Genomic DNA, 22,957 nt, shown 5'->3' with positions numbered 1-22,957 from the left:
GACGAGCGGCGGCAGGTGCCCAATTATGTCCCGTTGGGGGCCACAATCTCGCCTGATTGAACCAATAGTTTCCAGATCAACATTAGGAAACAAAACCTGAGCGTTTGGGCATGAGACAGTTTTTAATCTTTTCGGCGGTATATCTATGCCTCGGGATCGCGTTGGTTTTCCTTGTACGCGAAGACCCTGCGACCCTATTGGCCTTCGTCTATGTAAAATCGATGAGCTTGGCGAAATCGCTATTCGTCTACGCCAAATATCTGGGCGTTTTCCTGATCATCTTGCTGTTTTTCACGCGGCATATGGGCATCGCCAACCGCATTCTACCGACGATTTATGCAATTCTGGGCTGCATGATGTTCTCATCAGCCTTTTCACTGTTTAAAACAACCATCCCCTACGTGGTGCCCTTCTATGCCGATGAGATGCTCGCCAATCTAGATGCGATGCTGCATTTCGGGGTCGATCCTTGGGTCTGGACGCATGGCTTTGCCGACTACATCCACGCCAATGCAGTCGTCGTGCTGTACTTCTGGATGTGGACGCTGCCGGCGATATTCCTGCCCGTCCTCATCGCAGTCACCGACACCGATCAAGAGCGCACAAATCGCTTCCTGCTGCTTCACGTGATCTGTTGGATCGGCTTGGGCAATGTCGTGGCCACCATGTTCAGCTCTGTCGGACCTGTATATTACGACCGCTTGCTTGGCGGAACGCGGTTCAGCGATCTCAACCTCGCGTTAGAGGCGACAGGGATCACTGCCAGTAAACTGGGCATTGTGCAAGAAGGGCTCTGGACCCAATATTCAGAAAACAGCCAGTCCATCGGCTCTGGCATTTCCGCTTTCCCATCCGTGCATGTTGGTGTTTCAACCGTGTTTGCTCTGTACCTGTTCGAACGCAGCAAGGTTCTTGTACCCTTCGCAGTGGTCTTTCTCGCCGCAATTTGCTTCGCCTCCGTCTACAATGGCTGGCACTATGCCGTGGACGGCTATGTCTCGATGATCCTGATCTTTGGCGCATGGGCCCTGACGCGGCGACGCAACGTCGCATTTGCGCCTATGGCACCTGCCTGATTGAACGTTATCTAATAAGGCGCTAACACCGCTTAGATACGTTAAACAGGGATGTCGGAACATGGCTGAAATCGAACGCGAAAGCATGGAATATGACGTTGTGATTGTTGGTGCCGGGCCTGCAGGTCTGTCCGCCGCTATCCGTCTCAAACAGCTTGATTCTGACATCAATGTCGTCGTGCTCGAAAAGGGCTCAGAGGTTGGCGCGCATATCCTGTCAGGTGCGGTTCTGGACCCGTGCGGCCTGGATGCGTTGCTGCCCGACTGGCGCGATATGGACAGCCCCATCAAGGTGCCGGTCAAGAAGGACAATTTCTACATGTTGGGTGAGGCCGGTAAGCTGCGCATCCCCAACTTCCCGATGCCGCCTTTGATGAACAACCACGGCAATTACATCGTCTCCATGGCCAATGTCTGCCGTTGGATGGCCGAGATTGCCGAAGGCATGGGCGTCGAAATTTTCCCCGGCATGGCCTGTTCCGATCTGGTCTTCGGCGACAATGATGAAGTCAAAGGCGTCATCGCCGGCGTCTTCGGCTTGGAAGCGGACGGCTCCATCGGCGAAAACACCGAACCCGGCATGGAACTGCACGGCAAATACGTCTTCTTGTCCGAAGGCGTGCGCGGATCGCTGTCCAAGCAAGTGATCGAGAAATACGACCTCGGCAAAGGCCAAAGCCCGCAGAAATACGGCCTCGGCATGAAGGAAATCTGGGAAATCGACCCCGCCAAGCACGCGGAGGGCACCGTCACCCACACAATGGGCTGGCCGCTGAACTCCAACGCGGGCGGCGGGTCGTTCATCTACCACCTCGACAAAAATCAGGTCTATGTCGGCTTCGTGGTGCACCTGAACTACAAAAACCCGCATCTCTTCCCCTACATGGAATTCCAGCGCTTCAAGCATCACCCGATGGTGGCCGACCTGCTCAAGGGCGGCAAACGCGTGGCCTACGGCGCCCGCGCCATCACCGAGGGCGGCTACCAGTCCATGCCCAAAACCGCCTTCCCCGGCGGCGCGCTGCTGGGCTGTTCGGCCGGCATGGTCAACGTCCCGCGCATCAAGGGCAACCACAACGCCATGCTGTCGGGCAAGGCCGCCGCCGAGGCCGCGTTCAAAGCCATCGGCGAAGGCCGCAGCGGCGACACGCTGGAGGATTACAACACCGAGGTCAAAACCGGCCCCATCGGCCGCGACCTCAAAAAGGTGCGCAACGTCAAGCCGCTCTGGTCCAACTACGGCCTCACCGCGTCGCTGGTGCTGGGCGGCATGGACATGTGGACCAACACGCTGGGCTTTTCAATCTTCGGCACGCTGCCGCACAAGAAAAACGACGCCGATGCGACCGAACAAGCCTCCAAGCATCAGCCAATCGACTATCCCAAGCCCGATGGCACGCTCAGCTTTGATCGGCTCACCAACGTGTCCTTCTCCGCCACCAACCATGAGGAATCGCAGCCCGCGCACCTGCATCTCAAGGACCCGGCGGTCCCAATCGGCATCAACCTGCCGCAATACGCCGAGCCCGCGCAGCGCTACTGCCCCGCAGGCGTGTACGAGGTCGTCGACAACGCCTTCGTCATCAACTTCCAAAACTGCGTCCATTGCAAAACCTGCGACATCAAGGACCCAAGCCAAAACATCGTCTGGACAACGCCGCAGGGCGGCGACGGGCCGAACTACCCGAATATGTAGCGGCCCAACTGTCCAAGATGTGACCAACACGGGCGCGGGGCCGCATGGACAATGCCCCCCGCCCCGCTTAGCTTGACCTCACAGCAAGCATTGAAAAACAGGCGGACATTGCGAATGAATTTGCGAAACACCACGGCGTTGATCTTGGCGGCAGTGATGCTCGCGGCCCCGCTCAAGGCGGAGGTGTCCGGGCCCTATCTCGCCGCGCGTCAGGCAAGCCTGTCCGCCGATTACGCTGAGGCCGTCGACTACTACGCCCGCGCGGTCGCCCAGGACCCCACCAATCTGTCGATCCTGGAAAATGCGGTGCAGGCCAATGTCGGCGCCGGAAACATGGACGCCGCCGCCCGCGTCTCAAATACATATGTTGAGGCCGGCGGCCTGTCCCCCATCATCGCGCTCGTCGCCAAGGTCGCGGCCTTCAAGGAGGGCAACTTCGCCCCCGCCGCCGTAGGCAGCACCCAGACGGAAGGGCTCGCGCCGCTGATCGACGGTCTGCTTCAGGCCTGGGCCTACCTTGGCCAAGGCAACATGGCGCAGGCGCAAGACAGGCTTGCCACGCTGGCGCAGGACGGCGACATCGCGCCGCTGGCCTACTACCATCAGGCGTTGACGCTGGCTCAGGTCGGCGATTTCGAAGGCGCCAACGACATTTTGTCGGGCGAACGTCACGGCCCCCTCACCCTCAGCGCGCGCGGGATTGAAGCGCAGGCGCAGGTGCTGATGCAGCTCGAACGCCCCGATGACGCGCTGGAACTGCTGGCCGCGACCGCCGCCACGCAATTCAACCCTGAGCTTGAAGCGCTTAGCGCGCGCATCGCCGCAGGCGAGCAGATCCCCTACACCTTCGCGACAACCCCTCAAGACGGCGCGGCGGAGGTGCTGTTCACGCTCGCCGCCATCCTGCAAGGCCGCGCCGCGCCTGAAACTGTGCTGCTCTATACGCGCCTGACCAACTTCCTGCGCCCCGTGCATCCGCAATCGTCAATCATGACGGCGGAAATGCTCGAAGACCTTGGGCAATACGCCCTCGCCCAAGCCGCCTATGCTGAGGTCCCCGCAGATCACCCCGCGTTGTTCTTCGCCGAAATGGGCCGCGCGCAGGCGCTCTATCAGGACGACCGAAAAGACGCCGCGGTTGAGGTGCTGACAGCCCTCTCCCGGCAATATCCTGACCGCCCCCGTGTCTTCGCGGTGCTGGGCGATTTTCTGGGCCGCACCGATCAGGAACCCGCAGCCATCGACGCCTATTCCCAAGCCATCGATCTGCGCGCTCCCGATGATTTCAATTCATGGCGGGTCTACTATGCGCGCGGGATTATCCACGAACGCATTGGCGACTTCGAAAATATGGAGGTCGACTTCCGCAAAGCCTTGGAACTCAATCCGAACCAACCAGACGTGCTGAACTACCTCGGCTACTCGCTGGTGGAACAGAAAACCAAATTCGACGAAGCGCTTGAGATGATCGAGACCGCCGTCGCCGAACGCCCGCAAAGCGGCTATATCACCGATAGCCTTGGCTGGGTGTTCTACCGGTTGGGTCGCTATGAAGAAGCCGTTGAGCCGATGGAAAAAGCCGTGATGCTTTTGCCGGTCGACCCCATCGTCAACGACCATCTAGGCGACGTTTACTGGAAAGTCGGACGTTTCCGGGAAGCTGAATTTCAATGGAAACGCGCGCTGTCTTTTGACCCAGAGGAAGAAGAAGCCGACCGCATTCGCCGCAAAATCGAGGTCGGTCTCGACGTGGTTTATGAAGAAGAAGCAGCCGCTGGTGGCTCTGACAACTAAGGCCAAACCAATTCTGAGCTTGGGCAAGACATCCACCTTTCGCCCGGTGGGAACCGCCGGGCAGCCCCCGACCGCCCCCATGGGCGGGGGCTTTCAGCCCGACGCCCGCGGTCGGGGCCTGCCCTCAGCTCTGCTAAATTGGGTCTCACACAGAAGACCCGGCGTGCTCAGTTCATGATCACCGAATTCGCCCCCGCCAAAGTCAACCTGACCTTGCACATCACCGGCCAACGCGATGACGGGTATCACCTGCTCGACAGTCTCGTGATGTTTGCAGATATCGGCGACCGGCTCGACATCGCCAAAGCAAACACCTTGTCCCTGACAATCGAGGGCCCGAAAGCCAAAGGCGTCCCAGCCGATACCTCCAACTCGATCCTCAAATGTGCCCAATTGTTTCAGCCCCAAGACACAGGCGCTGCATTCACGCTAACCAAACACCTGCCCTCCGCTGCTGGTATTGGCGGGGGGTCCGCCGACGCGGCTGCGGCGTTCCGTGGGCTGTTGCGCCTCTGGGACGACACGCCGCTCGACCAGCTTTTCTACAAAGCCCTCGACCCAGATCAATTGACTGATGATGAGACCGCCGCGATCTCCGCCAAACTCAAAGAGCTTGGCGCCGACGTCCCGGTTTGCCTGTTTTCCCAGACCACCCGGATGCGCGGCATCGGTGAGCAATTGACCTTCGTCACATCGTTGCCCAGCCTACACGCCGTCTTGGTCAATCCCGGCATCTCAGTGCCGACCCCGCAGGTCTTCAAGGCGATCACCGAAAAGAACAATTCGCCCATGCCAGATGCGCGCGTAGATTTTTCTGACCGTGCCGCCTTTATCGATTGGCTCGCCACCCAGCGCAACGATATGCAAGCCGCCGCCTGCGCGATTGCACCTGTGATCACGCAGAGCTTGCAACAAATCGAAACCACCCAAGGCTGCGCACTTGCACGCATGTCCGGCTCTGGGGCGACCTGTTTTGGGTTATACCTCAATGCGGAAGACGCCACCGCTGCGGCGCATGAAATTCAAGCAAATCAGCCCGAATTCTGGGTGCAACCCTGCCTGCTCGGCGGCGCGGGGCGCACCTTTCTAAATCGTTAAGATTTTTAGAATGTCGTTTCTTATGAGTAGCTTACAAGATTCCCCGCATGCGGGGCACCTCAATTGATCCGGGCGACCACGTAATCTGCCAGATCTGACAGCATCTCTCTCATCGCATGATCGGGAACGTTTTTCAGGGATGTCTTGGCCTTTTCAGCCCACTGAACCGCCTCCGTCCGAGACGCCTCCAACGCCCCATATTTCTTCAGCAGGGCCAGACAGGTTTCAAGATCACCCTCCTCCTGCTGACCCTTCTCAATCGTCCGCTTCCAGAACGCCCGCTCCTCATCATCCGCCCCGGCAATCGCCTTGATCAACGGCAAGGTCAGCTTCCGCTCCCGGAAATCATCCCCCACATTCTTCCCCGTCTGAGCGCTGATCCCGCCGAAGTCCAGAATATCATCCGCGATCTGAAAACTGATCCCCAGCGCGTCACCATACTCAAAGAACGCCCTTACAACCGCCTCCGGCGCGTCCGCAATCATCGCCCCCACTTCTGTCGCCGCCGAAAACAGCGCCGCCGTCTTCCCGCGCACGACCTTCAGGTAGGTCTCCTCCGTCGTCGCCAGGTTCGAGGCCGCCGTCAACTGCAGCACCTCCCCCTCCGCAATCGTCGCCGCCGCGTTCGACAGCACCCGAAGCACATCCATCCGCCCCGGCTCCGTCATCAACTGGAACGCCCGTGCAAACAGATAGTCGCCCACAAGTACACTGGATTGATTGTCCCACAACAGGTTCGCCGACGGCCGCCCCCGCCGCTGCTCGGATTCATCAACAACATCGTCATGCAACAAGGTCGCCGTATGGATGAACTCAACCGTCGCCGCCAGATGCACATGATAGGGCCCCGCGTAGCCACAGATACCCGCAGCCGCCAAAGTCAGCATCGGCCGCACCCGCTTGCCACCCGCATCCACCAAATGCGCCGTCACCTCAGGAATGCGCGGCGCGTGCTCAGACGCCATCCGGTCCCGGATCAAGCTGTTCACGTGGGTCAGATCATCCGACAGGGCCGCCTGCAAACGGTCATGCGGCTTGATGCTCATTTCGCTTTGGATCGTCACGCTGCCTCTTCTCTCGACATTCCTATCCGGCTGCCGTTATCTCGCATCTATGAAAGAGCTTCTACGCAGCAACGACCCCACAATAATCGCCTTCGCCAAAGCCCTGCTTGAGGGGGAAAACATAGGCGTGTTTGAAATGGACGTCCACATGAGTGTGCTCGAAGGTAGCATTGGCATAATGCCGCGGCGGCTGATGGTGGTCGACCGTGACCTTTTCATCGCCCGCGCGGTTCTCACGGACAATGATATCGAGCTGAACGGGTAGCGCCGGTGGGGTTTTCAGAGGCTCAGATCTCCAAAGACGATTTCCTCGATGGTCTTTTGACCATTCGGCAGCCAAAAGACGGGTACCGCGCTGCAACAGATCCGGTTTTTCTGGCGGCTGCGTGCCCTGCCAAACCGGGTGAAACGGTGCTCGATCTGGGCTGCGGCGTCGGGACCGCCAGCCTGTGTCTGACCCGTCGCGTCCCGGTCGAACTTACCGGCCTCGAAATTCAGCCTGACTATGCCGCCCTCGCCCGCAAAAATGCCCGGGAGAATGGGATTGCCATGACCGTGCTTGAAGGCGATCTGTCCAACATGCCAACGGAGCTGCGAAGCCAGAATTTCGACCACGTGATCATGAACCCGCCATTTTTTATCGGTGGCAGCAAAGCAACGGATGACGGTCGCGCGCGCGCGCGTCAGGAAGTGACGGAGCTTCCGATCTGGATCGACTCGGCACTCAAGCGACTGAAGCCGAAGGGCTGGCTGACGGTAATCTTAATAATTGAGCGCCTGCCGGATGTTATCAACGCGCTCAATGGGCGTGCAGCTGCGATACAAATAAAGCCACTTTCTGCACGGCAAAACAGGCGTGCGAGTCGATTTCTGTTGCGCGCGCGCAAAGGCTCCCGCGCCGCCGCATCCTTGTCTAACCCGCTGATTCTTCATGAAGGATCGACGCATGATCGGGACAGCGACAGCTATACCCAAGAGGCGAAATCTATCTTGCGCGGCGTGCAAGCCATAGAATTTTAACGATTTCTTCTGCGCCGCCGCGTCGTAAATGTCGTGACAGGTTGGCAAAGATATGCTGCACTGGGGCACCATATCATTTTTAGGAGGATTGCCATGACCATCACTTCGCATCTGACGGAGCTGAAACGAAAGCACGAAGCCCTGTCTGAAATGGTGGAGGCTGCACATCGCAGCCCGGGTGCGGATGACTTGTCTATCGTCGAGCTAAAGAAACAAAAACTGCGATTAAAGGAGGAAATGTCGCGGCTTCAAACCTAGCGACACTCCTCAGATTTAAGGTGCAGCGGCCTCGTTTGAAACACTCAAACGCGGCCGCAATTGGTTTTGGATCAGGTGATCGCACTTGGATCGAGGAAAGTGAGTCCTTGTTCGAACCCGGAAAGGTCTGCCGTTTCCGCCTCGATCCATTTGATGAACCTCGCCACCAAGGGGCGGGTTTCCGACCCAAGCGGACAAACAATCCGATAGGCCGCGTTAAGACGCATCGCGGATTTGAACGGAATCACCAAGCGCCCGTCCCGCAAATATGACTCCGTCATAGAAATACGCCCCAACACCACGCCGGCGGACGCAAGTGCCGCGTCAATCGCATGATCGGATTGCGAAAAGTGCGGACCCTGCTGACGGGGCTCAGGAAGCCCGCAGGCTTTGAAGAAATAAGACCAATTGGGATGCGGCTTCAAAAAGACGGTGTGGTCGTCATGCAGAAGCGTCATATCCGCAAGGTCTGACAGTTCCGACAGGTCTTGCGCCAAAACAGGCGACACCATCGGCGCGATCCATTCATCTATGATCTGCTTTGAATACAGGTTCTTGTCGCCGCCCTGCCCAAAACGAATTGCAACGTCGACATCATCGCGGTCGAAATCGACGATCTGCAGGCTAGCTGAAAAGCGCAATTCAATGTCCGGGTTTGCTTGGGCAAAGGTAAACAGACGCGGCGCAAGCCATTTTGCGGTAAAGCCCGGGCCTGCCGTGATGGTTAACGTGTCTTGGTTCAATCGACGCGTCACAGTGCGCCAGGCCGATTGCAGAGCTGTGAAGCCGTCGCGCACGCCGGGCTGCAACAGCTTGCCTTCCTCTGTCAGTTCAACCGCGCGGTTGAGGCGTCGGAACACGGGCGCGCCAAGATGCTGTTCAAGCGACTTGATCTGAAAGCTCAAAGCCGCCGGCGTGACATTCAATTCCTCCGCTGCGAGAGCAAAGCTCATATGGCGCGCAGCCGCTTCGAACGCTCTAAGCGCTGTGAGGGGTGGGAGCCTGTCCATAGCTCACATAAGTATAACTTAACTGAAGGCTTGAAAAGTCTCGTTTGTCGGTTGGCTGGCGGGGCCGCATATTGGTTTCAATTCAGAAATTCAGATGCTTACGGAGCTGACAATGATCGAAACACATCTCAACCCACAGGCAATCGCCGCACAGAAAGCTGCACATGACATTCGTGGGGAGGCCGTTGCCTCCTTGTTCCGCGCCATCCCAAAGCTGGTTTCGTCCCTTAGAAACTGGTCCTGACCAAGCGCGCCACGCAGAAAAAAAGGGCCGGAGCAGCTGATGCTCCGGCCCTTTCCATAAGCAATCTACTTTTAGGACAGGTACTGGCCGCCATTGGCTGAAATCGTGGAGCCCGTAACAAATCCAGCATCGTCCGACGCCAAGAAAGCGACAGCGCGCGCGATTTCTGATGCCTCGCCCAAGCGCCCAACGGGAATTTGGGGAAGAATGACTTCGTTCATCACCTTTTCAGGGATAGTACTCATCATTTCCGTGTTGATGTAGCCGGGTGCCACGACGTTGACTGTGATACCAGCCCGGGCACCTTCTTGCGCCAGAGCCTTGGTGAAGCCGATATCGCCCGCTTTGGTTGCCGCATAGTTGGCCTGTGCGAACTGACCCTTTTGGCCGTTGATCGAAGAAATCGTCACGATCCGCCCAAATTTGCGTTCGCGCATACCGCCCCAGACGTTGTGCGTCATGTTGAACACGCCATTCAGGTTGGTATCGATACACTCATGCCATTGCTGAGGCGTCATTTTGTGAAACGGTGCGTCGCGTGTGATCCCGGCATTATTTACGAGGATATCGACCGGGCCGATCTCGGCTTCGATCTGGGCCACGCCATTGGTACAGGCGTCATAATCGGCAACATTCCATTTGAAGGTTTTGATGCCAGTCTCCGCCGTGAAGGCCGCGGCTTTTTCGTCATTGCCGGCATAGGTCGCAGCGACTTGGCACCCTTCTGCCTGAAGCGCTTTCGAAATGGCCGCGCCGATACCGCGTGAGCCGCCTGTCACAAGTGCAACACGAGACATGATGTTTCCTCCTGAAAATCTAAGGTAATTTTATTTCTAAAGCACGATAGGTTGCGCAATATTTATGCGCAACCTATTTCCTCGCTTAGGGGCGTTCGAGGCACATCGCGACGCCCATACCGCCACCAATGCACAAGGTCGCGAGACCTTTTTTCGCATCGCGGCGCTGCATTTCGAAAAGAAGGGTGTTCAGAACACGACAGCCCGACGCACCGATCGGGTGCCCAATAGCAATGGCGCCGCCATTTACATTGACGATCTCAGGGTCCCAGCCCATATCCTTGTTCACGGCGCAGGCCTGCGCAGCGAAGGCCTCATTCGCCTCGACAAGGTCCAAATCTTCCGGCGACCAGCCCGCTTTTTCCAGCGCTTTACGCGACGCGTAAATCGGGCCGACACCCATGATGGACGGGTCCAACCCAGCTGTTGCGTAGGACACAATGCGGGCCAAAGGCTCAATCCCACGCTTTTCAGCATCGTCAGCCGACATCAAAAGCGTCGCTGCAGCACCGTCATTCAGACCAGAAGCATTCGCGGCGGTTACAGACCCATCTTTGGTGAAAGCCGGGCGCAGTTTTGCCATAGCCTCCATCGTTGCGCCGTGGCGGATATATTCATCACTATCGATGGTCAGGTCGCCCTTACGAGTCGACACAATGAATGGCGTGATTTCGTCAGCGAACTTGCCAGCTTTCTGCGCAGCCTCTGCTTTATTTTGCGAAGCGACGGCAAATTCATCCTGCGCATCGCGGCTGATCTGCCATTTCTGAGCAACATTCTCAGCCGTTTGGCCCATGTGATAACCGTTGAAGGCATCCCAAAGCCCATCGCGGATCATCGAGTCGATGTATTTGAGATCACCCATCTTCTGGCCTTGACGCAAATTCGCGACATGTGGGCTCATCGACATGTTTTCCTGACCGCCAGCGGCAACAATATCTGCGTCGCCAAGCTGGATATGTTGGGCGCCCAGCGCAACGGCACGCAAGCCCGAACCGCACACCTGGTTGATGCCCCAAGCGGCGCTTTCAATCGGAAGACCCGCGTTGACATGCGCCTGACGGGCCGGGTTTTGACCCTGCCCACCGGTCAACACCTGACCCATTATGGTTTCGCTCACCTCAGCTTTGTCAATTCCCGCGCGATCAACAACGGCTTCAAGAACTGTCTTGCCCAAATCATGCGCCGGAGTGTTGGCGAAAGACCCCAAAAAGCTGCCAACGGCCGTTCTGGCAGCTGATGCGATAACCACATTTGTCATGAATATTCCTTTCCGACGGCAACGCCGATTTCCGAATCCAACCCACGCGCTGACCGCGTGTTCTCTTGTTTGAGTAGCAAGGCAGGCATGGCGACGCAAACAATCAGCAGGCGAACTGCGCAAACAGCGCCCTGTGTCATTCTAAAAATTGGAAAGATAGAAAAACTTTAGCCGGTCGCGCCAAAGCTGCTTTTCGTTTGATTTGGCAATCTGAGTTGCGGCGCACCGAAGAGATAGCCCTGCAAACAGTCGAGCCCCGCGTTGATCAGATATTCTGCCTCCTGCGGACGCTCAACGCCCTCAGCAACCGTAAACATATCGAAGTGCTGGGCAATGGAGACGAGCGCCTCCGTCAGAACCTGATTGTCCTGATCTTCGTGGATATTGCGGATGAATTGGCAGTCAAGCTTCACAACATCAAAACAGAAATCCTTGAAGTATCGAAAGGCGGTATATCCAGCACCGAAATCATCCAAAGCAAAGCTCACGCCATGGCGGTTCAACCGGGTCATGAAATCAACAACAGCGTCCGGCATGCTGACGGCCGACGCCTCCGTGATTTCAATAATCAACCGCTCGCCCAGGGTCGGGTCTCGGAAAACTGCGCGTTCAAATACCGTTTCCCAACGATCCAAACCAATCGTGCGCGGCGAAATGTTGATCGAAAGGCGCAGGCTTGGATGGTCGATAAGCGCTTGGCAGCCCATTTCGAGGGCGAGGCAGTCGATAATGCGCCCTTCCTCAAACGGCTCAATTTCCGAAATAAATTCGCTGGCAGGGATCACGCGTTTGGTTTTGTCCATGACGCGCACCAGACCCTCAAAAAAGGCAGGCTGCGTCGTATTTTTACTTTGCATAATTGGCTGGAAAGCGAGCATGACATTGCGCGTCTTTAGGCCTTCGCGCACCATTTCGATGATGTTGCGGTCACGCTCCAACACCGCCGCTGCAAGCGGGTTCGAATAATTGTCCCAAGTGCCAGTTTCGGTCACAACCAATTCCTTCGCTACGGTCGCCCCAGCTACACGTGGCTCCGTTAAATCGAAGTAAATATTCCACTTTTGTTCTAATTTGACTAAACTCGCCATCCTAAGTCTAACCCGTTGAAAGAGATGCGAAATGGTCCAGAGGTGCGATTGGTGCGAAGGCAACCCCGACTATATTAAATATCATGATGATGAATGGGGTCAGCCAGAACATGACAGCCGTGCGTTGTTTGAATGCTTGATTCTCGAAGGGTTTCAGTCGGGCTTAAGCTGGATCACGATCCTGAAAAAACGTGAGGGTTTTCGTCGCGCCTTTGCTGAATTTGACCCAGACGTTATTGCGACTTGGGGTGATGCAGAAATTGAGAAGCTAGTTCTGGATCCCGGCATTGTGCGTCATCGCGGCAAAATCGCCGCAACAATCAAGAACGCAAAGGCCTGGCAAAAGATCGAGGCTCGGGAAGGGTTTTCCAACTTCATTTGGAACTATGTGAATCACACGCCAATCCAGCCATCACGCTCCGCTCTCAGCGACGTTCCGGGCAAAACCGAGCTCAGCACCACGATCTCTAAAGATTTGAAGAAAGAGGGATTTGGATTTTGCGGGCCGACGACAGTCTATGCCTTCATGCAAGCCGTTGGCATGGTTAACGACCATGTCGCGTCCTGTCACAAATTCGCCGCGCTCGCCGGCACGAAGTAGTCCAAGACTGCCCACCCTTACAGCTAAAAAAAACGGCGCGCTTCGGGTGAAGCGCGCCGTTCTTAGAACTTTTGGGACGGTTACGCCAATTCGAAGCGATCCGCGTCCATGACTTTGGTCCACGCGGCCACGAAGTCAGCGACAAAATCACCTTTCGCGTCGTCGCAGGCATAGACCTCCGCCAAAGCGCGCAATTGGGAGTTTGACCCGAACAACAGATCTACCGATGAGGCTGTCCATTTGACGTCGCCCGAGGCCGCGCTGCGCCCTTCGAACAGGTCAAATTCGCCGGTCTCTTCCCATTTCGTGTCCATATCCATCAGATTCACGAAGAAGTCGGTCGTCAGCTGCTCTGGTGTATCGGTGAGCACGCCAGCCTTGCTGCCATCGACAGTCGCAGCCAACACCCGCAAGCCACCGACAAGCACGGTCATTTCCGGTGCGCTAAGCCCCAGAAGATGCGCTCGGTCGACCAGCAGTTCGGACGGGGTACGGTACTGGTTCTTGGTTGCGTAGTTGCGGAAGCCGTCGGTCTTTGGCTCAAGCACGTCGAAGCTTGCCGTATCTGTCTGCTCGGCGCTCGCATCTGTCCGGCCCGGGGTGAAGGGAACGGTGACCGCGTGACCGGCATCGCCAGCAGCTTTCTCAACAGCCGCAGCGCCACCCAAGACAATCAGGTCCGCCATTGATACCGGCTTGCCAAAGCTTTGCTGCACGCCTTCAAGGGCGCTCAGCACTTTCGCCAAAACCTTGGGCTGGTTCACGGCCCAGTCCTTTTGTGGCGCAAGGCGGATACGGGCGCCATTGGCCCCACCACGGCGGTCAGTGTGGCGGAAGGTTGAAGCTGATGCCCAAGCCACGCTAACCAAATCTGAGACCGACATCCCCGTCGCCAGGATTTGCGATTTCAGCTCGGCCACGTCAGCATCGCCGATCAGGTCGTGATCTACTGCCGGAACCGGATCCTGCCAGATCAGCGGCTCGGCTGGTTTCTCCGCACCCAAGCCACAGACATGCGGGCCCATGTCGCGGTGGGTCAGCTTGAACCAAGCGCGCGCGAAGGCATCCGCAAACTCAGCGGGGTTTTCATGGTAACGGCGCGCGATTTTCTCGTAAGCCGGGTCCATGCGCATCGCCATATCAGCCGTGGTCATCATCAACGGCACTTTGGTGTCCGAGCCGTCGACTTGCGGTGCATGATCGCTGTCATCAAGGTCTTTTGCAGCCCAGATGTTGGCGCCAGCGGGGCTCTTGGTCAGCTCCCAGTCATAGCCGAACAGCACATCGAAATAGCCGTTGTCCCAGTTGGTCGGATTCGCGGTCCATGGGCCTTCAACGCCCGATGTGATCGCGTCCACGCCTTTGCCGCTGGCATATGATGACAGCCAGCCCAAGCCTTGCGCAGTCACATCGGCGCCTTCAGGCTCTGGGCCCACATGCTCAGGGTCGCCGGCACCGTGGCCTTTACCGAATGTGTGGCCACCAGCAACGAGTGCGACGGTTTCTTCGTCATTCATCGCCATACGCGCAAAGGTTTCACGAATGTCGCGGCCAGACCCGACCGGGTCCGGATTGCCGTTTGGACCTTCTGGATTGACGTAAATCAGGCCCATCTGCACAGCAGCAAGCGGGTCTTCAAGCTCACGGTCGCCTGTGTAGCGCTGATCGTCGAGCCAGACGGATTCGGGGCCCCAATAGATGTCTTCCTCGGGCTCCCACACGTCTTCACGGCCACCGGCGAAGCCGAACGTTTTGAACCCCATGGATTCCAATGCGACGTTGCCGGTGAGAACCATCAAGTCAGCCCAGGAAATCTTGCGGCCATATTTCTGCTTGATCGGCCAAAGCAGACGGCGCGCCTTGTCGAGGTTGCCATTGTCAGGCCAGCTGTTGAGCGGCGCAAAGCGCTGCGTGCCCGATGTGGCCCCGCCGCGGCCGTCATAGGTCCGGTAGGTGCCCGCGCTGTGCCACGCCATACGGATGAAAAGCGGACCATAATGGCCATAGTCAGCGGGCCACCAGTCCTGGCTGTCGGTCATCAATGCGGTCAGGTCATCTTTCAGCGCCTGCAAATCGAGGCTTTTGAATTCCTCAGCATAGTCAAAATCATCACCCATCGGGTCGTTTTGCGGCGCGTTCTGGTTCAACACTTTCAGGTTGAGTTGGTTGGGCCACCACAACTTGTTGTTCATACTTTGGATGACTGTGTTGATTTCACGTCCGCCCATAACTGGGCATTTCGATGCGCTACCTTGGTTGCCGTCCATGGTGGCCTCCCTGAATTGAGTTGCAAAAAATGGTGTGGGCTGACTCCCACTCTGGCATCGATTTACCACCTTCTTAGAATTAGTTTAAGTTGAATTTCCTGATTGTTGAGATAAGAATTTCTTATGAAAAATCTAACACTCAAACAATTCCGGTATTTTGAAGCGCTCGCCCAGCAAGCGCATTTTGGCCGCGCGGCTGAGACATGCGCCATATCGCAACCAGCCTTGTCGATGCAGATCAAGGAATTGGAAGACACGCTTGGCACACCGCTGTTCGAACGAAGTGCGCGCCGCGTCCGTCTTACGCATTTCGGCGAAGAATTTGCAGGCCGGGTCCGCGACATACTCAGGGCCGTTGACGAACTGACTGACCTCGCGCGCGGGCCAGATGACAGTTTGCTGCGGCGACTGCGCATTGGGGTGATCCCCACAATTGCGCCCTACCTTTTGCCTGGTTTCGTCGGTCGTCTGACCCAAAAGTTCCCGGGGCTTGAGCTGCATATCCGCGAAACGCTCACCTCCCGGCTGATTGAGGAACTTGATGAAGGGCGGATTGACGCGGCGATCGTGGCGCTTCCTGTGTCCGAGCCCGCGTTCACAGAGGTCGCCTTGTTTGAGGAAGACTTTGTACTTGTGCGCCCTGACACGGATGCCGAAAAACCTGTTCCCAGCCCCGAAACCCTGCGCGAAATGCGCCTACTTCTTCTTGAGGAAGGTCATTGCTTTCGCGATCAGGCCCTTTCGTTTTGCAATATTCAATCGGCTTTGCCGCGTGAAGGGCTCGATGGCAGTTCCTTGTCGACTTTGGTGCAAATGGTTGGCGCCGGGATCGGCGTTACCTTAATCCCCGAAATGGCCATCCCGATAGAAACCCGTTCCGCCGATGTCTCCGTCGCAGCGTTCAAATCGCGCAAGCCCTCGCGACAGGTTGGGATGATCTGGCGCAAGACCAGCCCGCTTTCCGATCAGTTTCTACAAATTTCCGAAGTGGTTCGTGACGCGGCGCAATCGTTGCGAACACGCTAGCCTTGTGCCCGCAAAACCTGCGCCGGACGCGCGGCAAGCGGACGCCATGCAAAATAGAACCCCGTCAGAAGCGTGGCCAGCAACCCACCTGCGACGACCGCCAAAGCAGACGGCAATGCGACCTGAAAGTCGCTATCCATCACAAAATAAGTCACCGCCCAACCCGCAGTGATCCCAGCGCAAAGCGCGATGACCCCAGCGGTCAGCCCAAGAATTGCAGATCGCAGCATGAAATTTCCCAGCACAGCAGCCCGTGTCGCGCCCAGCGTTTTCAAAATCGCGCCCTCGTAAACCCGCGCACGTTCACCTGCGGCGGCAGTCCCGATCAAGACAATCGCCCCGGTCAACAATGTCGCAAGTGCGCCATAAGTGACGGCAGCTGCGATCCCTGAGAGAAGCTCAGAGACACGGTCGATTGCATCGCGGACCCGGATCGCAGTGACGTTTGGATAGGCTTGCGCCAATGCGCGCAGCAACGCTCCTTCGTCGCTTTGTTCAGCATAGACGGTGGCAATGTGCGAATGCGGGGCGCCCGCCAATGCGGCGGGGTTCATGGACAGGATGAACCCGATCCCACCTGTGGAAAAATCGACTTCGCGAAAGCTTGTGATCGTGGCTGTGATGTCGCGCCCCAGCACGTTTACCGTCATCGTATCGCCCAGCGACAAACCCATTTCCGCAGCCTCCTCCGCGGCAAAGCTGATCTGCGGCAAGCCGCCATGATCTTCGGCCCACCAAGAACCTGCGGTGATCTTCGTGCCTTTGGGCGGGGCGGCCGCGTAGGTTATGCCCCGGTCGCCCTCCAAAACCCAGTGGTCCCCGGCCACATCGCGGGCCGGCATGTCATTGATCTGCGTAATCACACCGCGCAACATAGGCGCGCTTTCAACCCGGTCGACGCGGGCGCGGTCCTGCAAGGAACGGGTCAGCGGCGCAAGCTGGTCTGGTTGAATATCCACAAGGAAATAGGCTGGCGCGACCTCAGGCAGATCTGTCGAAATGGCGTTTCGCAAGTTCCAATCAATCTGGCCCACCGCCGCCAGAACCGACAGGCCCAGCCCTAATGACACCACGACCGAGTGCACCTCCCGCCCGGGTCCGCCCACGGCTGACAGCGCAAAGCGCAACTGACGCGTGGTGCGAAATCTCGGAGCAAGCAGGCGCGCCAACGCCTTGATCCCCGCAGCTGCCAACAACAACACCGCGAAGGCACCCATAACACCCAGCGACGCCCAAAGGGTCAGGTACCATAGACCAGTCAAATAGGCCGCGGACAGGATCAAAACCAACAAGATCACACTGCACAGCAACAGCCAGACCGGGCGCGGCCAGCCCGAAATGCCCGCCTTCGCGTCGCGAAACAGCGCGGCGGCTTTGATGTCTTCGGTTTGCGCCAAGGGCCAGAGCGTGAACAGCGCCGCAGACAGCGACCCATAAAGCGCCGCTTCAAACAGCGGCTTAGGGCGCAGGGCGAATTCCACCGGCACGGGCAATCGCGCCTCGATCAAGGGCGATAGCAAGAACGGCACGCTCGTCCCGATCAGCAATCCCAACGCGGTCCCAATCGCGGACAGCACCGCGATTTGCAGCATATAGGCCTGAAAGACGACGCGCCGTTCGGCCCCGATGGAGCGCAAAGTTGCAATGACTTGAGTCTTTTCTGACAGATAGGCCCGCACCGCGGCGGAAACGCCGACACCGCCCACCGCAAGCCCTGTCAGCCCAACAAGCACCAGAAACGCCGACAGCCGTTCGACAAACTCAGCGATCCCGGGCGCGCCGTTGCGACGGTCGCGCCAGCGAAACCCGGTGCCATCCAATTCTTGTTCGGCCTCAGCTTCCATCACTGCCGGATCGCGCGCGGATTTGATGCGGTACTGTGTTTCAAACAACGTCCCTGGCGCTACCAGCCCCGAGCCTTCAAGAGCGCGCGACGCCACAATCACCGGCGGGCCAAGGGAAAATCCTGCGCCGGCGCCGTCGGGCATACGTTCAAGCGCCGCCATCACAATGAAATCCTGCGTTCCCAGGCTGGCCGTATCCCCGACGGCAAGTCCCAACCGGTCCATCAAAAGCGGGTCGACAAGAATGCCCGGCACGCCTGCCTGCCCCGTAAGCGCCACGTCGAGAGCGATATCAGGGTCAAGCCTGAGCTTGCCATAAAGCGGGTAGAGATCATCAACGGCCTTCACCTGTGTCAGCGCGCGATCCTGATCCGCGCCGACCAACATAGAGCGGAAATCAACCAGTTCGGACAATTCCCCTTGGCTGGTCATCCAGTCACGCTCCTCCGGCGTGGCGAAGCGGTAGGTCAGTTGCACCTCCGCATCGCCGCCCAGAATGACCGCGCCTTGTTCGCTTAAGCCTGCCTCGATCGCGCTACGGACCGTCCCAATAGCTGCAATCGCGGCCACGCCAATGGCAAGGCAGGCCAAAAACACCCGAAACCCGCCTATCCCGCCGCGCAATTCGCGGCGCGCGATGGTCCATGCGACGGACAAACTGCTCATTGCGCGGCAACGGTAAGGCTGTCATCCAAAACCTGCCCGTCGCGCAATTGGACGATACGGTCACACCGCGCCGCAAGCTCCGGCGCATGGGTCACAAAAATAAGAGTTGCCCCCGTTCGGTCGCGCAGTTCAAACAGCAAGTCCATCACCATTTGGCCGGTTGCGGCATCAAGGTTCCCAGTCGGTTCATCCGCCAAAAGCACATCAGGTCGGGCGACAACGGCGCGCGCAAGCGCCACACGCTGCTGCTCACCCCCCGACATTTGCGATGGGTAGTGGCCCAGACGATCTGCCAGACCCACGGTGGCCAATTCCGCTTCCGCGCGCGCAAAGGCGTCTGGTGTTCCGGAAAGTTCCAAAGGCAGAGCCACGTTTTCCAATGCGGTCATTGTCGCAATGAGGTGGAATGATTGAAACACAACCCCCATATGATCCCTGCGGAACCGCGCCAGGGCATCCTCCCCCATCGGGGTCAGGTCCTGGCCCAAGACCTGCACCAAACCAGATGAGGCGCGCTCCAGCCCACCCATCAACATCAGGAGAGATGATTTGCCAGACCCGGATGCGCCCGTTAGCCCGACCGTTTCACCTTTGGCGACGTCCAACGAAATCCCTTTCAGGATGTCGACCGATCCCGCATTGCCGGCAAGCGACAGGCGCACGTCTTTCAAAGTCAAAATGGACAAGGCGATCTCCGTGGTTGGACCCTCCTTAAATAGGACCCGTTTATGGTTCCTCAACGCCGCATGTGTTTTTACCGCATTTCCTGCACTCGCAGAGCCAATCACCATTGCGGCACTGGGCGACAGCCTGACCCAGGGCTACGGGTTGGTGCAAGAGGATGGCTTCGTGGCGCAGTTGCAGAACTATCTCGATGACCAAGGCCTCGATGTGGTGCTGATCAACGCCGGTGTGTCGGGCGACACCACCGCTGGTGGGCTGTCGCGCATCGACTGGACCCTAACGGAAGATGTGGACGCGGTGATCGTCGCACTTGGGGCCAATGATATGCTGCGCGGGTTACCGCCCGAGGCGGCACGCGCCAATCTTGATGGCATTCTGGCCCGGATTGACGCCAAGCAATTGCCTGCACTTTTGGTCGGCATCGACGCCCCGCCCAATTTCGGCCCCGACTATGAGCAGGCGTTTGAAGCGATCTACCCCGAGCTTTCGCAGGATTACGGCACGCTTCACTTCCCCAATTTCATGCAAGGTTTGGCCGATCTAGGTGATTTGGAGGCCGTCATGCGCGATCACATGCAGGGCGACCGCATCCATCCGAACGCGTCCGGCGTTGCGCTGATCGTCGAGGCGATGGGGCCAATTGTCAAAGACCTAGCGGCCCGGGCGACGCCTTAGGCGCGCTGCGCTTTGCCGACCTTACGGCAGAGCAAAATCACCGGAAGCAAGCCAATCGATGCAATCACAAGACTAGGCACCGCAGCGCCGTCGAGTCGTTCATCGGCCGCCAGACGAAAGGCCTGGACCGCAAGCGTGTCAAAGTTGAAAGGCCGCATGATCAGCGTCGCGGGCAGCTCTTTCATCACGTCGACAAAAACGATCAAGGCGGCGGTTAGCAGGCTTGGTGTCAGGATCGGGATATGCACGCGCCCAACGACCCCCCACACCCCTTTGCCAAGAACCCGCGCCGCGGCATCCATGTTGGGGCTGATAGCTGAAATCCCGCCCTCATAGGCCCCCAGAGCGGCCGCCAGAAACCGGATCATATAAGCCGCGATCAGCAGCCAGATGGAACCGGTGAACAACAGACCGGTCGAGACATCAAATGTCGCTCGCATCCACGCGTCCAACGCATTGTCAAACGCCGCAAAAGGCACCAGCAGACCAACCGCGATTACGCCACCCGGCACCGCGTAGCCAAGCCTGCCAAAATACAGAGCGGAGGCCGCGAGCTTGCCCCCCAACTGCGATGCAGCGCCCCCAATAACAGCGCAGCAAATACGGTCAGCGCGGAGGCAATCAATGCCAGCGTGACGGTGTTGGAGATGAAAGACAGATAGCGCGGGCTCAACAGGTTTTGCTCAGATCCGAGCCCCATCAGCACCAGTGCTATGGTCGGAATGATCACGCCAAACAGGATCGGCGCGCAGCACAAGCATAAGGCAAACACCCCCGTCCCGCGTTCCAATTGGACCCTTTCATGCGCATTGGTGGCTTTCTTGGCCGCATAGCGCGCGTTGCCGCGGTTGCTGCGTTCCAAGAACGCCAAAAGCAGCGCGAATGCCAGCAGGCCCAACGACAATTGTGCCGCAGCGGCGCGGTCCCCCATGGAAAACCAGCTCGTGTAAATACCCGTCGCGAATGTCGGCACTGAGAAATAGGAGACAGTACCAAAGTCGGCAATCGTCTCCATAGACGCGAGCAAGACGCCAGCCGCAATCGCCGGGCGCGCCATGGGCAGCGAAACGCTCCAAAAGGTTTGCATGGGCGTCTTCCCCAGCGAACGCGCGGCATGAAACATGGACGCGCTCTGGCCCATAAACGCGCTACGCGCGAGCAGGTAGACGTATGGATACAACACCAGGATCAGCATGACGGCGGCCCCGCCCAAAGACCTGATTTCAGGAAACCAGTAATCGCGCGGGCCATAACCCATCACAGTGCGCAGCGTCGTTTGCACAATGCCCGGATGGTCAAGGATGTCTGTATAGGCATAGGCCAGCACATAAGCCGGAAAAGCCAAGGGAATGACCAACCCAACCTCAACCCATTTACGGCCTGGAAACTCGGTCATTGTGACCATCCAAGCCGCGCCTGTGCCCAGCGCAGCGGTCCCTGAGCCTACAAGTGCGACAAGCGCCAAGGTCGTCAGCATGTAGCCGCCCAGAACAGTGTCGAGCAGGTGCTGCAACGTGTCTGAAGACCCCGTGAACGCCGCGGCCACGACACCAAGATGCGGCAACGCACAGATCGCCGCGACAAGCACCGCGCCTGCCACAAGCCCCCTATGGCCCAGCTTTCCGAGTGCCAGCTTCATACCCTGCATTGCCACCATGCCTTACCACCGCGCCGCAAATTTGCGATTCCTTCGTAGGTCATAGCGCGTTTTCATTGAGTTGACTATTTCTGTAGGAAATACGCTACTAGCCAAGCTGATCAAGAAATGTTTGCCCTAAGCGCGCCGTGGTCGCAGCAAATCCATCGGCAAGCGCCTGCGGCTCCGGCGCCTCGATATGGCTGCCGATCCACGCCAGAAGGGCCATCCGGCGCAGCATGACGAATGTGTCAATCTCCGCCTCATCTTCTGGGTCCAGGTTCCGCAAACGGCGATACCCTTTCAGCCACGCCTGCTTCAGTTCCGGTATCCGTGGGTCATCTTCCAAAAAGCTGATCGCCGCGGCAAAGTCATACATCAACCAGCCAAAGCCGCAGTCATCAAAATCAATCAGCCGCGGCCCATCGGCACCAAGGATGACATTGGCCATCCGCATGTCAGCATGGATCAGGTTGAAACGCGTGGGCGCCTGACCATAAGCGCGCAACCGGGTTCGGATCAAAGCCTCGACCCGTTCCAAAACAGCGCTAATCTGAGGGTCAACACCGGGCGCGTCGCGCCAGTTGCCCCAGGTCGGGCGTGGGCCGAAGACGCTCTCGATATCCCATGTCAGCCTGTCAAACGGTGACGGCTTGTCCCAAATCATCACGTGGTCATGGCACTGCGCCGCAAACGCGCCAAGCTGCTCAAAGCTTTGCGCCAGATCGCCATCTTCGCGCGGGGCACTGCCTTCAATAAACTCGAACATCACCATTTGATGCGCGCCCGGCAGCTCCGCGATAGCGCCCTGCTGCAAGACCGCACCGTCGCGTCCGGGGATCGCTATAGGTGTCTCGACGCCTGCGTCGCGGCGCAGCGCATCAAGCCATGCCAATTCGCACATGATCGCCCGCACTGAATGATATCCCTGTCGATGCACCCGCAGCACGGATTTATAACCGCTTTCGGCCTCGATCAGGTAGGTCGTGTTCTCTGAGACGTTGATGAGCCGTGCCTGGGCATTTGGCGGCATATCCCACAGTGACAGCGAGTGCGTCACCAGTCGTTGCAAATGCGCCAGTTGCTGCTCCAGCGTCATTTTATGCCCTCCCAAACTTGGTAAAACAGGATGTCCCGCGTTTGTTTTACGAA

The 22,957-nt window shown here is 58.0% G+C and carries 20 protein-coding genes and 1 pseudogene; 11 read left to right on the top strand and 10 right to left on the bottom strand.

Translation table 11 applies throughout. The features are described 5' to 3' along the window. Nucleotides 1–110 precede the first annotated feature (110 nt). From ACZ1G7_RS15075 to ACZ1G7_RS15060, 4 genes are all read left to right on the top strand, one after another. Complete coding sequence (locus ACZ1G7_RS15075; protein ID WP_472660205.1) at nucleotides 111–1,076, top strand: phosphatase PAP2 family protein; 966 nt, start codon at nucleotides 111–113, stop codon at nucleotides 1,074–1,076. A gap of 61 nt (nucleotides 1,077–1,137) precedes the next feature. Further along, nucleotides 1,138–2,772, top strand: a complete 1,635-nt coding sequence (locus ACZ1G7_RS15070) for an electron transfer flavoprotein-ubiquinone oxidoreductase (protein ID WP_472660204.1) — start codon at nucleotides 1,138–1,140, stop codon at nucleotides 2,770–2,772. Nucleotides 2,773–2,886: 114 nt separating this feature from the next. Then, nucleotides 2,887–4,566, top strand: coding sequence for a tetratricopeptide repeat protein (locus tag ACZ1G7_RS15065; RefSeq protein WP_472660203.1), 1,680 nt, complete (start codon nucleotides 2,887–2,889; stop codon nucleotides 4,564–4,566). A 174-nt stretch (nucleotides 4,567–4,740) separates the two neighbouring features. Then, nucleotides 4,741–5,664 (top strand): 4-(cytidine 5'-diphospho)-2-C-methyl-D-erythritol kinase, encoded by a 924-nt coding sequence (locus ACZ1G7_RS15060; RefSeq protein WP_472660202.1) that lies wholly within the window; start codon nucleotides 4,741–4,743, stop codon nucleotides 5,662–5,664. Nucleotides 5,665–5,723: 59 nt separating this feature from the next. Here ACZ1G7_RS15060 and ACZ1G7_RS15055 read toward each other — a convergent pair whose 3' ends face one another. Further along, entirely contained in the window at nucleotides 5,724–6,710 is a 987-nt protein-coding gene (locus tag ACZ1G7_RS15055; RefSeq protein ID WP_472663743.1) for a polyprenyl synthetase family protein, read from the bottom strand. Nucleotides 6,711–6,777: 67 nt separating this feature from the next. Here ACZ1G7_RS15055 and ACZ1G7_RS15050 point away from each other — a divergent pair, with 67 nt between their 5' ends. The 3 genes from ACZ1G7_RS15050 to ACZ1G7_RS15040 all read left to right on the top strand — a co-directional run bounded on the left by ACZ1G7_RS15050 (nucleotide 6,778) and on the right by ACZ1G7_RS15040 (nucleotide 8,006). Continuing rightward, the gene (locus ACZ1G7_RS15050; protein ID WP_472660201.1) at nucleotides 6,778–6,993 is read left to right on the top strand and encodes a putative signal transducing protein; all 216 of its coding nucleotides are present in this window, start codon (nucleotides 6,778–6,780) and stop codon (nucleotides 6,991–6,993) included. 5 nt (nucleotides 6,994–6,998) lie between these two features. Beyond that, nucleotides 6,999–7,748 carry a tRNA1(Val) (adenine(37)-N6)-methyltransferase gene (locus ACZ1G7_RS15045; protein ID WP_472660200.1) on the top strand — a complete coding sequence of 250 codons (750 nt, stop codon included), beginning with the start codon at nucleotides 6,999–7,001 and terminating at the stop codon, nucleotides 7,746–7,748. A gap of 93 nt (nucleotides 7,749–7,841) precedes the next feature. After that, nucleotides 7,842–8,006: a YdcH family protein gene (locus ACZ1G7_RS15040; RefSeq protein ID WP_472660199.1), complete on the top strand. Its 165-nt coding sequence runs from the start codon at nucleotides 7,842–7,844 to the stop codon at nucleotides 8,004–8,006. Between the two features lie 71 nt (nucleotides 8,007–8,077). Here the strand turns inward: ACZ1G7_RS15040 and gcvA are convergent, their stop codons facing one another. Further along, complete coding sequence (gcvA, locus tag ACZ1G7_RS15035) at nucleotides 8,078–8,959, bottom strand: transcriptional regulator GcvA (protein ID WP_472660198.1); 882 nt, start codon at nucleotides 8,957–8,959, stop codon at nucleotides 8,078–8,080. A 169-nt stretch (nucleotides 8,960–9,128) separates the two neighbouring features. On the opposite strand from gcvA, the gene ACZ1G7_RS15030 reads away from it, so the two are divergent. Further along, entirely contained in the window at nucleotides 9,129–9,260 is a 132-nt protein-coding gene (locus tag ACZ1G7_RS15030; RefSeq protein WP_472660197.1) for a hypothetical protein, read from the top strand. Between the two features lie 71 nt (nucleotides 9,261–9,331). On the opposite strand, the gene phbB is transcribed toward ACZ1G7_RS15030, so the two are convergent. The 3 genes from phbB to ACZ1G7_RS15015 all read right to left on the bottom strand — a co-directional run bounded on the left by phbB (nucleotide 9,332) and on the right by ACZ1G7_RS15015 (nucleotide 12,310). Beyond that, complete coding sequence (gene phbB / locus ACZ1G7_RS15025; RefSeq protein WP_472660196.1) at nucleotides 9,332–10,057, bottom strand: acetoacetyl-CoA reductase; 726 nt, start codon at nucleotides 10,055–10,057, stop codon at nucleotides 9,332–9,334. Between the two features lie 85 nt (nucleotides 10,058–10,142). Then, nucleotides 10,143–11,318, bottom strand: coding sequence for an acetyl-CoA C-acetyltransferase (locus tag ACZ1G7_RS15020; RefSeq protein ID WP_472660195.1), 1,176 nt, complete (start codon nucleotides 11,316–11,318; stop codon nucleotides 10,143–10,145). A 167-nt stretch (nucleotides 11,319–11,485) separates the two neighbouring features. Beyond that, complete coding sequence (locus ACZ1G7_RS15015; RefSeq protein ID WP_472660194.1) at nucleotides 11,486–12,310, bottom strand: EAL domain-containing protein; 825 nt, start codon at nucleotides 12,308–12,310, stop codon at nucleotides 11,486–11,488. A gap of 127 nt (nucleotides 12,311–12,437) precedes the next feature. Here ACZ1G7_RS15015 and ACZ1G7_RS15010 point away from each other — a divergent pair, with 127 nt between their 5' ends. Continuing rightward, nucleotides 12,438–13,007: a DNA-3-methyladenine glycosylase I gene (locus tag ACZ1G7_RS15010; RefSeq protein WP_472660193.1), complete on the top strand. Its 570-nt coding sequence runs from the start codon at nucleotides 12,438–12,440 to the stop codon at nucleotides 13,005–13,007. 80 nt (nucleotides 13,008–13,087) lie between these two features. On the opposite strand, the gene katG is transcribed toward ACZ1G7_RS15010, so the two are convergent. Then, on the bottom strand, nucleotides 13,088–15,274 hold the full coding sequence (katG, locus tag ACZ1G7_RS15005) for a catalase/peroxidase HPI (RefSeq protein ID WP_472660192.1): 2,187 nt from the start codon (nucleotides 15,272–15,274) through the stop codon (nucleotides 13,088–13,090). Between the two features lie 123 nt (nucleotides 15,275–15,397). Between katG and ACZ1G7_RS15000 the strand changes: the two genes are divergently transcribed. Further along, on the top strand, nucleotides 15,398–16,300 hold the full coding sequence (locus tag ACZ1G7_RS15000; protein ID WP_472660191.1) for a LysR substrate-binding domain-containing protein: 903 nt from the start codon (nucleotides 15,398–15,400) through the stop codon (nucleotides 16,298–16,300). Here the strand turns inward: ACZ1G7_RS15000 and ACZ1G7_RS14995 are convergent. Next, nucleotides 16,297–18,810, bottom strand: a complete 2,514-nt coding sequence (locus ACZ1G7_RS14995) for an ABC transporter permease (RefSeq protein ID WP_472660190.1) — start codon at nucleotides 18,808–18,810, stop codon at nucleotides 16,297–16,299. The genes ACZ1G7_RS15000 and ACZ1G7_RS14995 overlap by 4 nt on opposite strands. Further along, nucleotides 18,807–19,496, bottom strand: coding sequence for an ABC transporter ATP-binding protein (locus tag ACZ1G7_RS14990; protein WP_472660189.1), 690 nt, complete (start codon nucleotides 19,494–19,496; stop codon nucleotides 18,807–18,809). Before ACZ1G7_RS14990 ends, ACZ1G7_RS14995 begins: the two co-directional genes overlap by 4 nt. Nucleotides 19,497–19,506: 10 nt before the next feature. Between ACZ1G7_RS14990 and ACZ1G7_RS14985 the strand changes: the two genes are divergently transcribed. After that, nucleotides 19,507–20,169: an arylesterase gene (locus ACZ1G7_RS14985; protein WP_472660188.1), complete on the top strand. Its 663-nt coding sequence runs from the start codon at nucleotides 19,507–19,509 to the stop codon at nucleotides 20,167–20,169. Here ACZ1G7_RS14985 and ACZ1G7_RS14980 read toward each other — a convergent pair. Both ACZ1G7_RS14980 and ACZ1G7_RS14975 read right to left on the bottom strand, forming a co-directional pair. Further along, a pseudogene (locus tag ACZ1G7_RS14980) lies at nucleotides 20,166–21,808 on the bottom strand (ABC transporter permease). The gene ACZ1G7_RS14985 and the pseudogene ACZ1G7_RS14980 sit on opposite strands and share 4 nt — an antisense overlap. Before the next feature lie 106 nt (nucleotides 21,809–21,914). Beyond that, nucleotides 21,915–22,904: a phosphotransferase enzyme family protein gene (locus ACZ1G7_RS14975; RefSeq protein ID WP_472660187.1), complete on the bottom strand. Its 990-nt coding sequence runs from the start codon at nucleotides 22,902–22,904 to the stop codon at nucleotides 21,915–21,917. Between the last annotated feature and the right edge of the window lie 53 nt (nucleotides 22,905–22,957).

It is taken from the genome of Litoreibacter sp. JB4-2 (assembly GCF_055693445.1).
This window is presented reverse-complemented; position numbering and strand designations above follow the sequence as displayed.

Excerpts from the sequence above, each read along its gene's own strand:
- ACZ1G7_RS15075 (WP_472660205.1), top strand. The coding sequence starts at position 111 with ATGAGACAGTTTTTAATCTTTTCGGCGGTATATCTATGCCTCGGGATC.
- ACZ1G7_RS15070 (WP_472660204.1), top strand. The coding sequence starts at position 1,138 with ATGGCTGAAATCGAACGCGAAAGCATGGAATATGACGTTGTGATTGTT.
- ACZ1G7_RS15065 (WP_472660203.1), top strand. The coding sequence starts at position 2,887 with ATGAATTTGCGAAACACCACGGCGTTGATCTTGGCGGCAGTGATGCTC.
- ACZ1G7_RS15060 (WP_472660202.1), top strand. The coding sequence starts at position 4,741 with ATGATCACCGAATTCGCCCCCGCCAAAGTCAACCTGACCTTGCACATC.
- ACZ1G7_RS15055 (WP_472663743.1), bottom strand. The coding sequence starts at position 6,710 with ATGAGCATCAAGCCGCATGACCGTTTGCAGGCGGCCCTGTCGGATGAT.
- ACZ1G7_RS15050 (WP_472660201.1), top strand. The coding sequence starts at position 6,778 with ATGAAAGAGCTTCTACGCAGCAACGACCCCACAATAATCGCCTTCGCC.
- ACZ1G7_RS15040 (WP_472660199.1), top strand. The coding sequence starts at position 7,842 with ATGACCATCACTTCGCATCTGACGGAGCTGAAACGAAAGCACGAAGCC.
- gcvA (WP_472660198.1), bottom strand. The coding sequence starts at position 8,959 with ATGAGCTTTGCTCTCGCAGCGGAGGAATTGAATGTCACGCCGGCGGCT.
- ACZ1G7_RS15030 (WP_472660197.1), top strand. The coding sequence starts at position 9,129 with ATGATCGAAACACATCTCAACCCACAGGCAATCGCCGCACAGAAAGCT.
- phbB (WP_472660196.1), bottom strand. The coding sequence starts at position 10,057 with ATGTCTCGTGTTGCACTTGTGACAGGCGGCTCACGCGGTATCGGCGCG.
- ACZ1G7_RS15020 (WP_472660195.1), bottom strand. The coding sequence starts at position 11,318 with ATGACAAATGTGGTTATCGCATCAGCTGCCAGAACGGCCGTTGGCAGC.
- ACZ1G7_RS15010 (WP_472660193.1), top strand. The coding sequence starts at position 12,438 with ATGGTCCAGAGGTGCGATTGGTGCGAAGGCAACCCCGACTATATTAAA.
- katG (WP_472660192.1), bottom strand. The coding sequence starts at position 15,274 with ATGGACGGCAACCAAGGTAGCGCATCGAAATGCCCAGTTATGGGCGGA.
- ACZ1G7_RS15000 (WP_472660191.1), top strand. The coding sequence starts at position 15,398 with ATGAAAAATCTAACACTCAAACAATTCCGGTATTTTGAAGCGCTCGCC.
- ACZ1G7_RS14995 (WP_472660190.1), bottom strand. The coding sequence starts at position 18,810 with ATGAGCAGTTTGTCCGTCGCATGGACCATCGCGCGCCGCGAATTGCGC.
- ACZ1G7_RS14975 (WP_472660187.1), bottom strand. The coding sequence starts at position 22,904 with ATGACGCTGGAGCAGCAACTGGCGCATTTGCAACGACTGGTGACGCAC.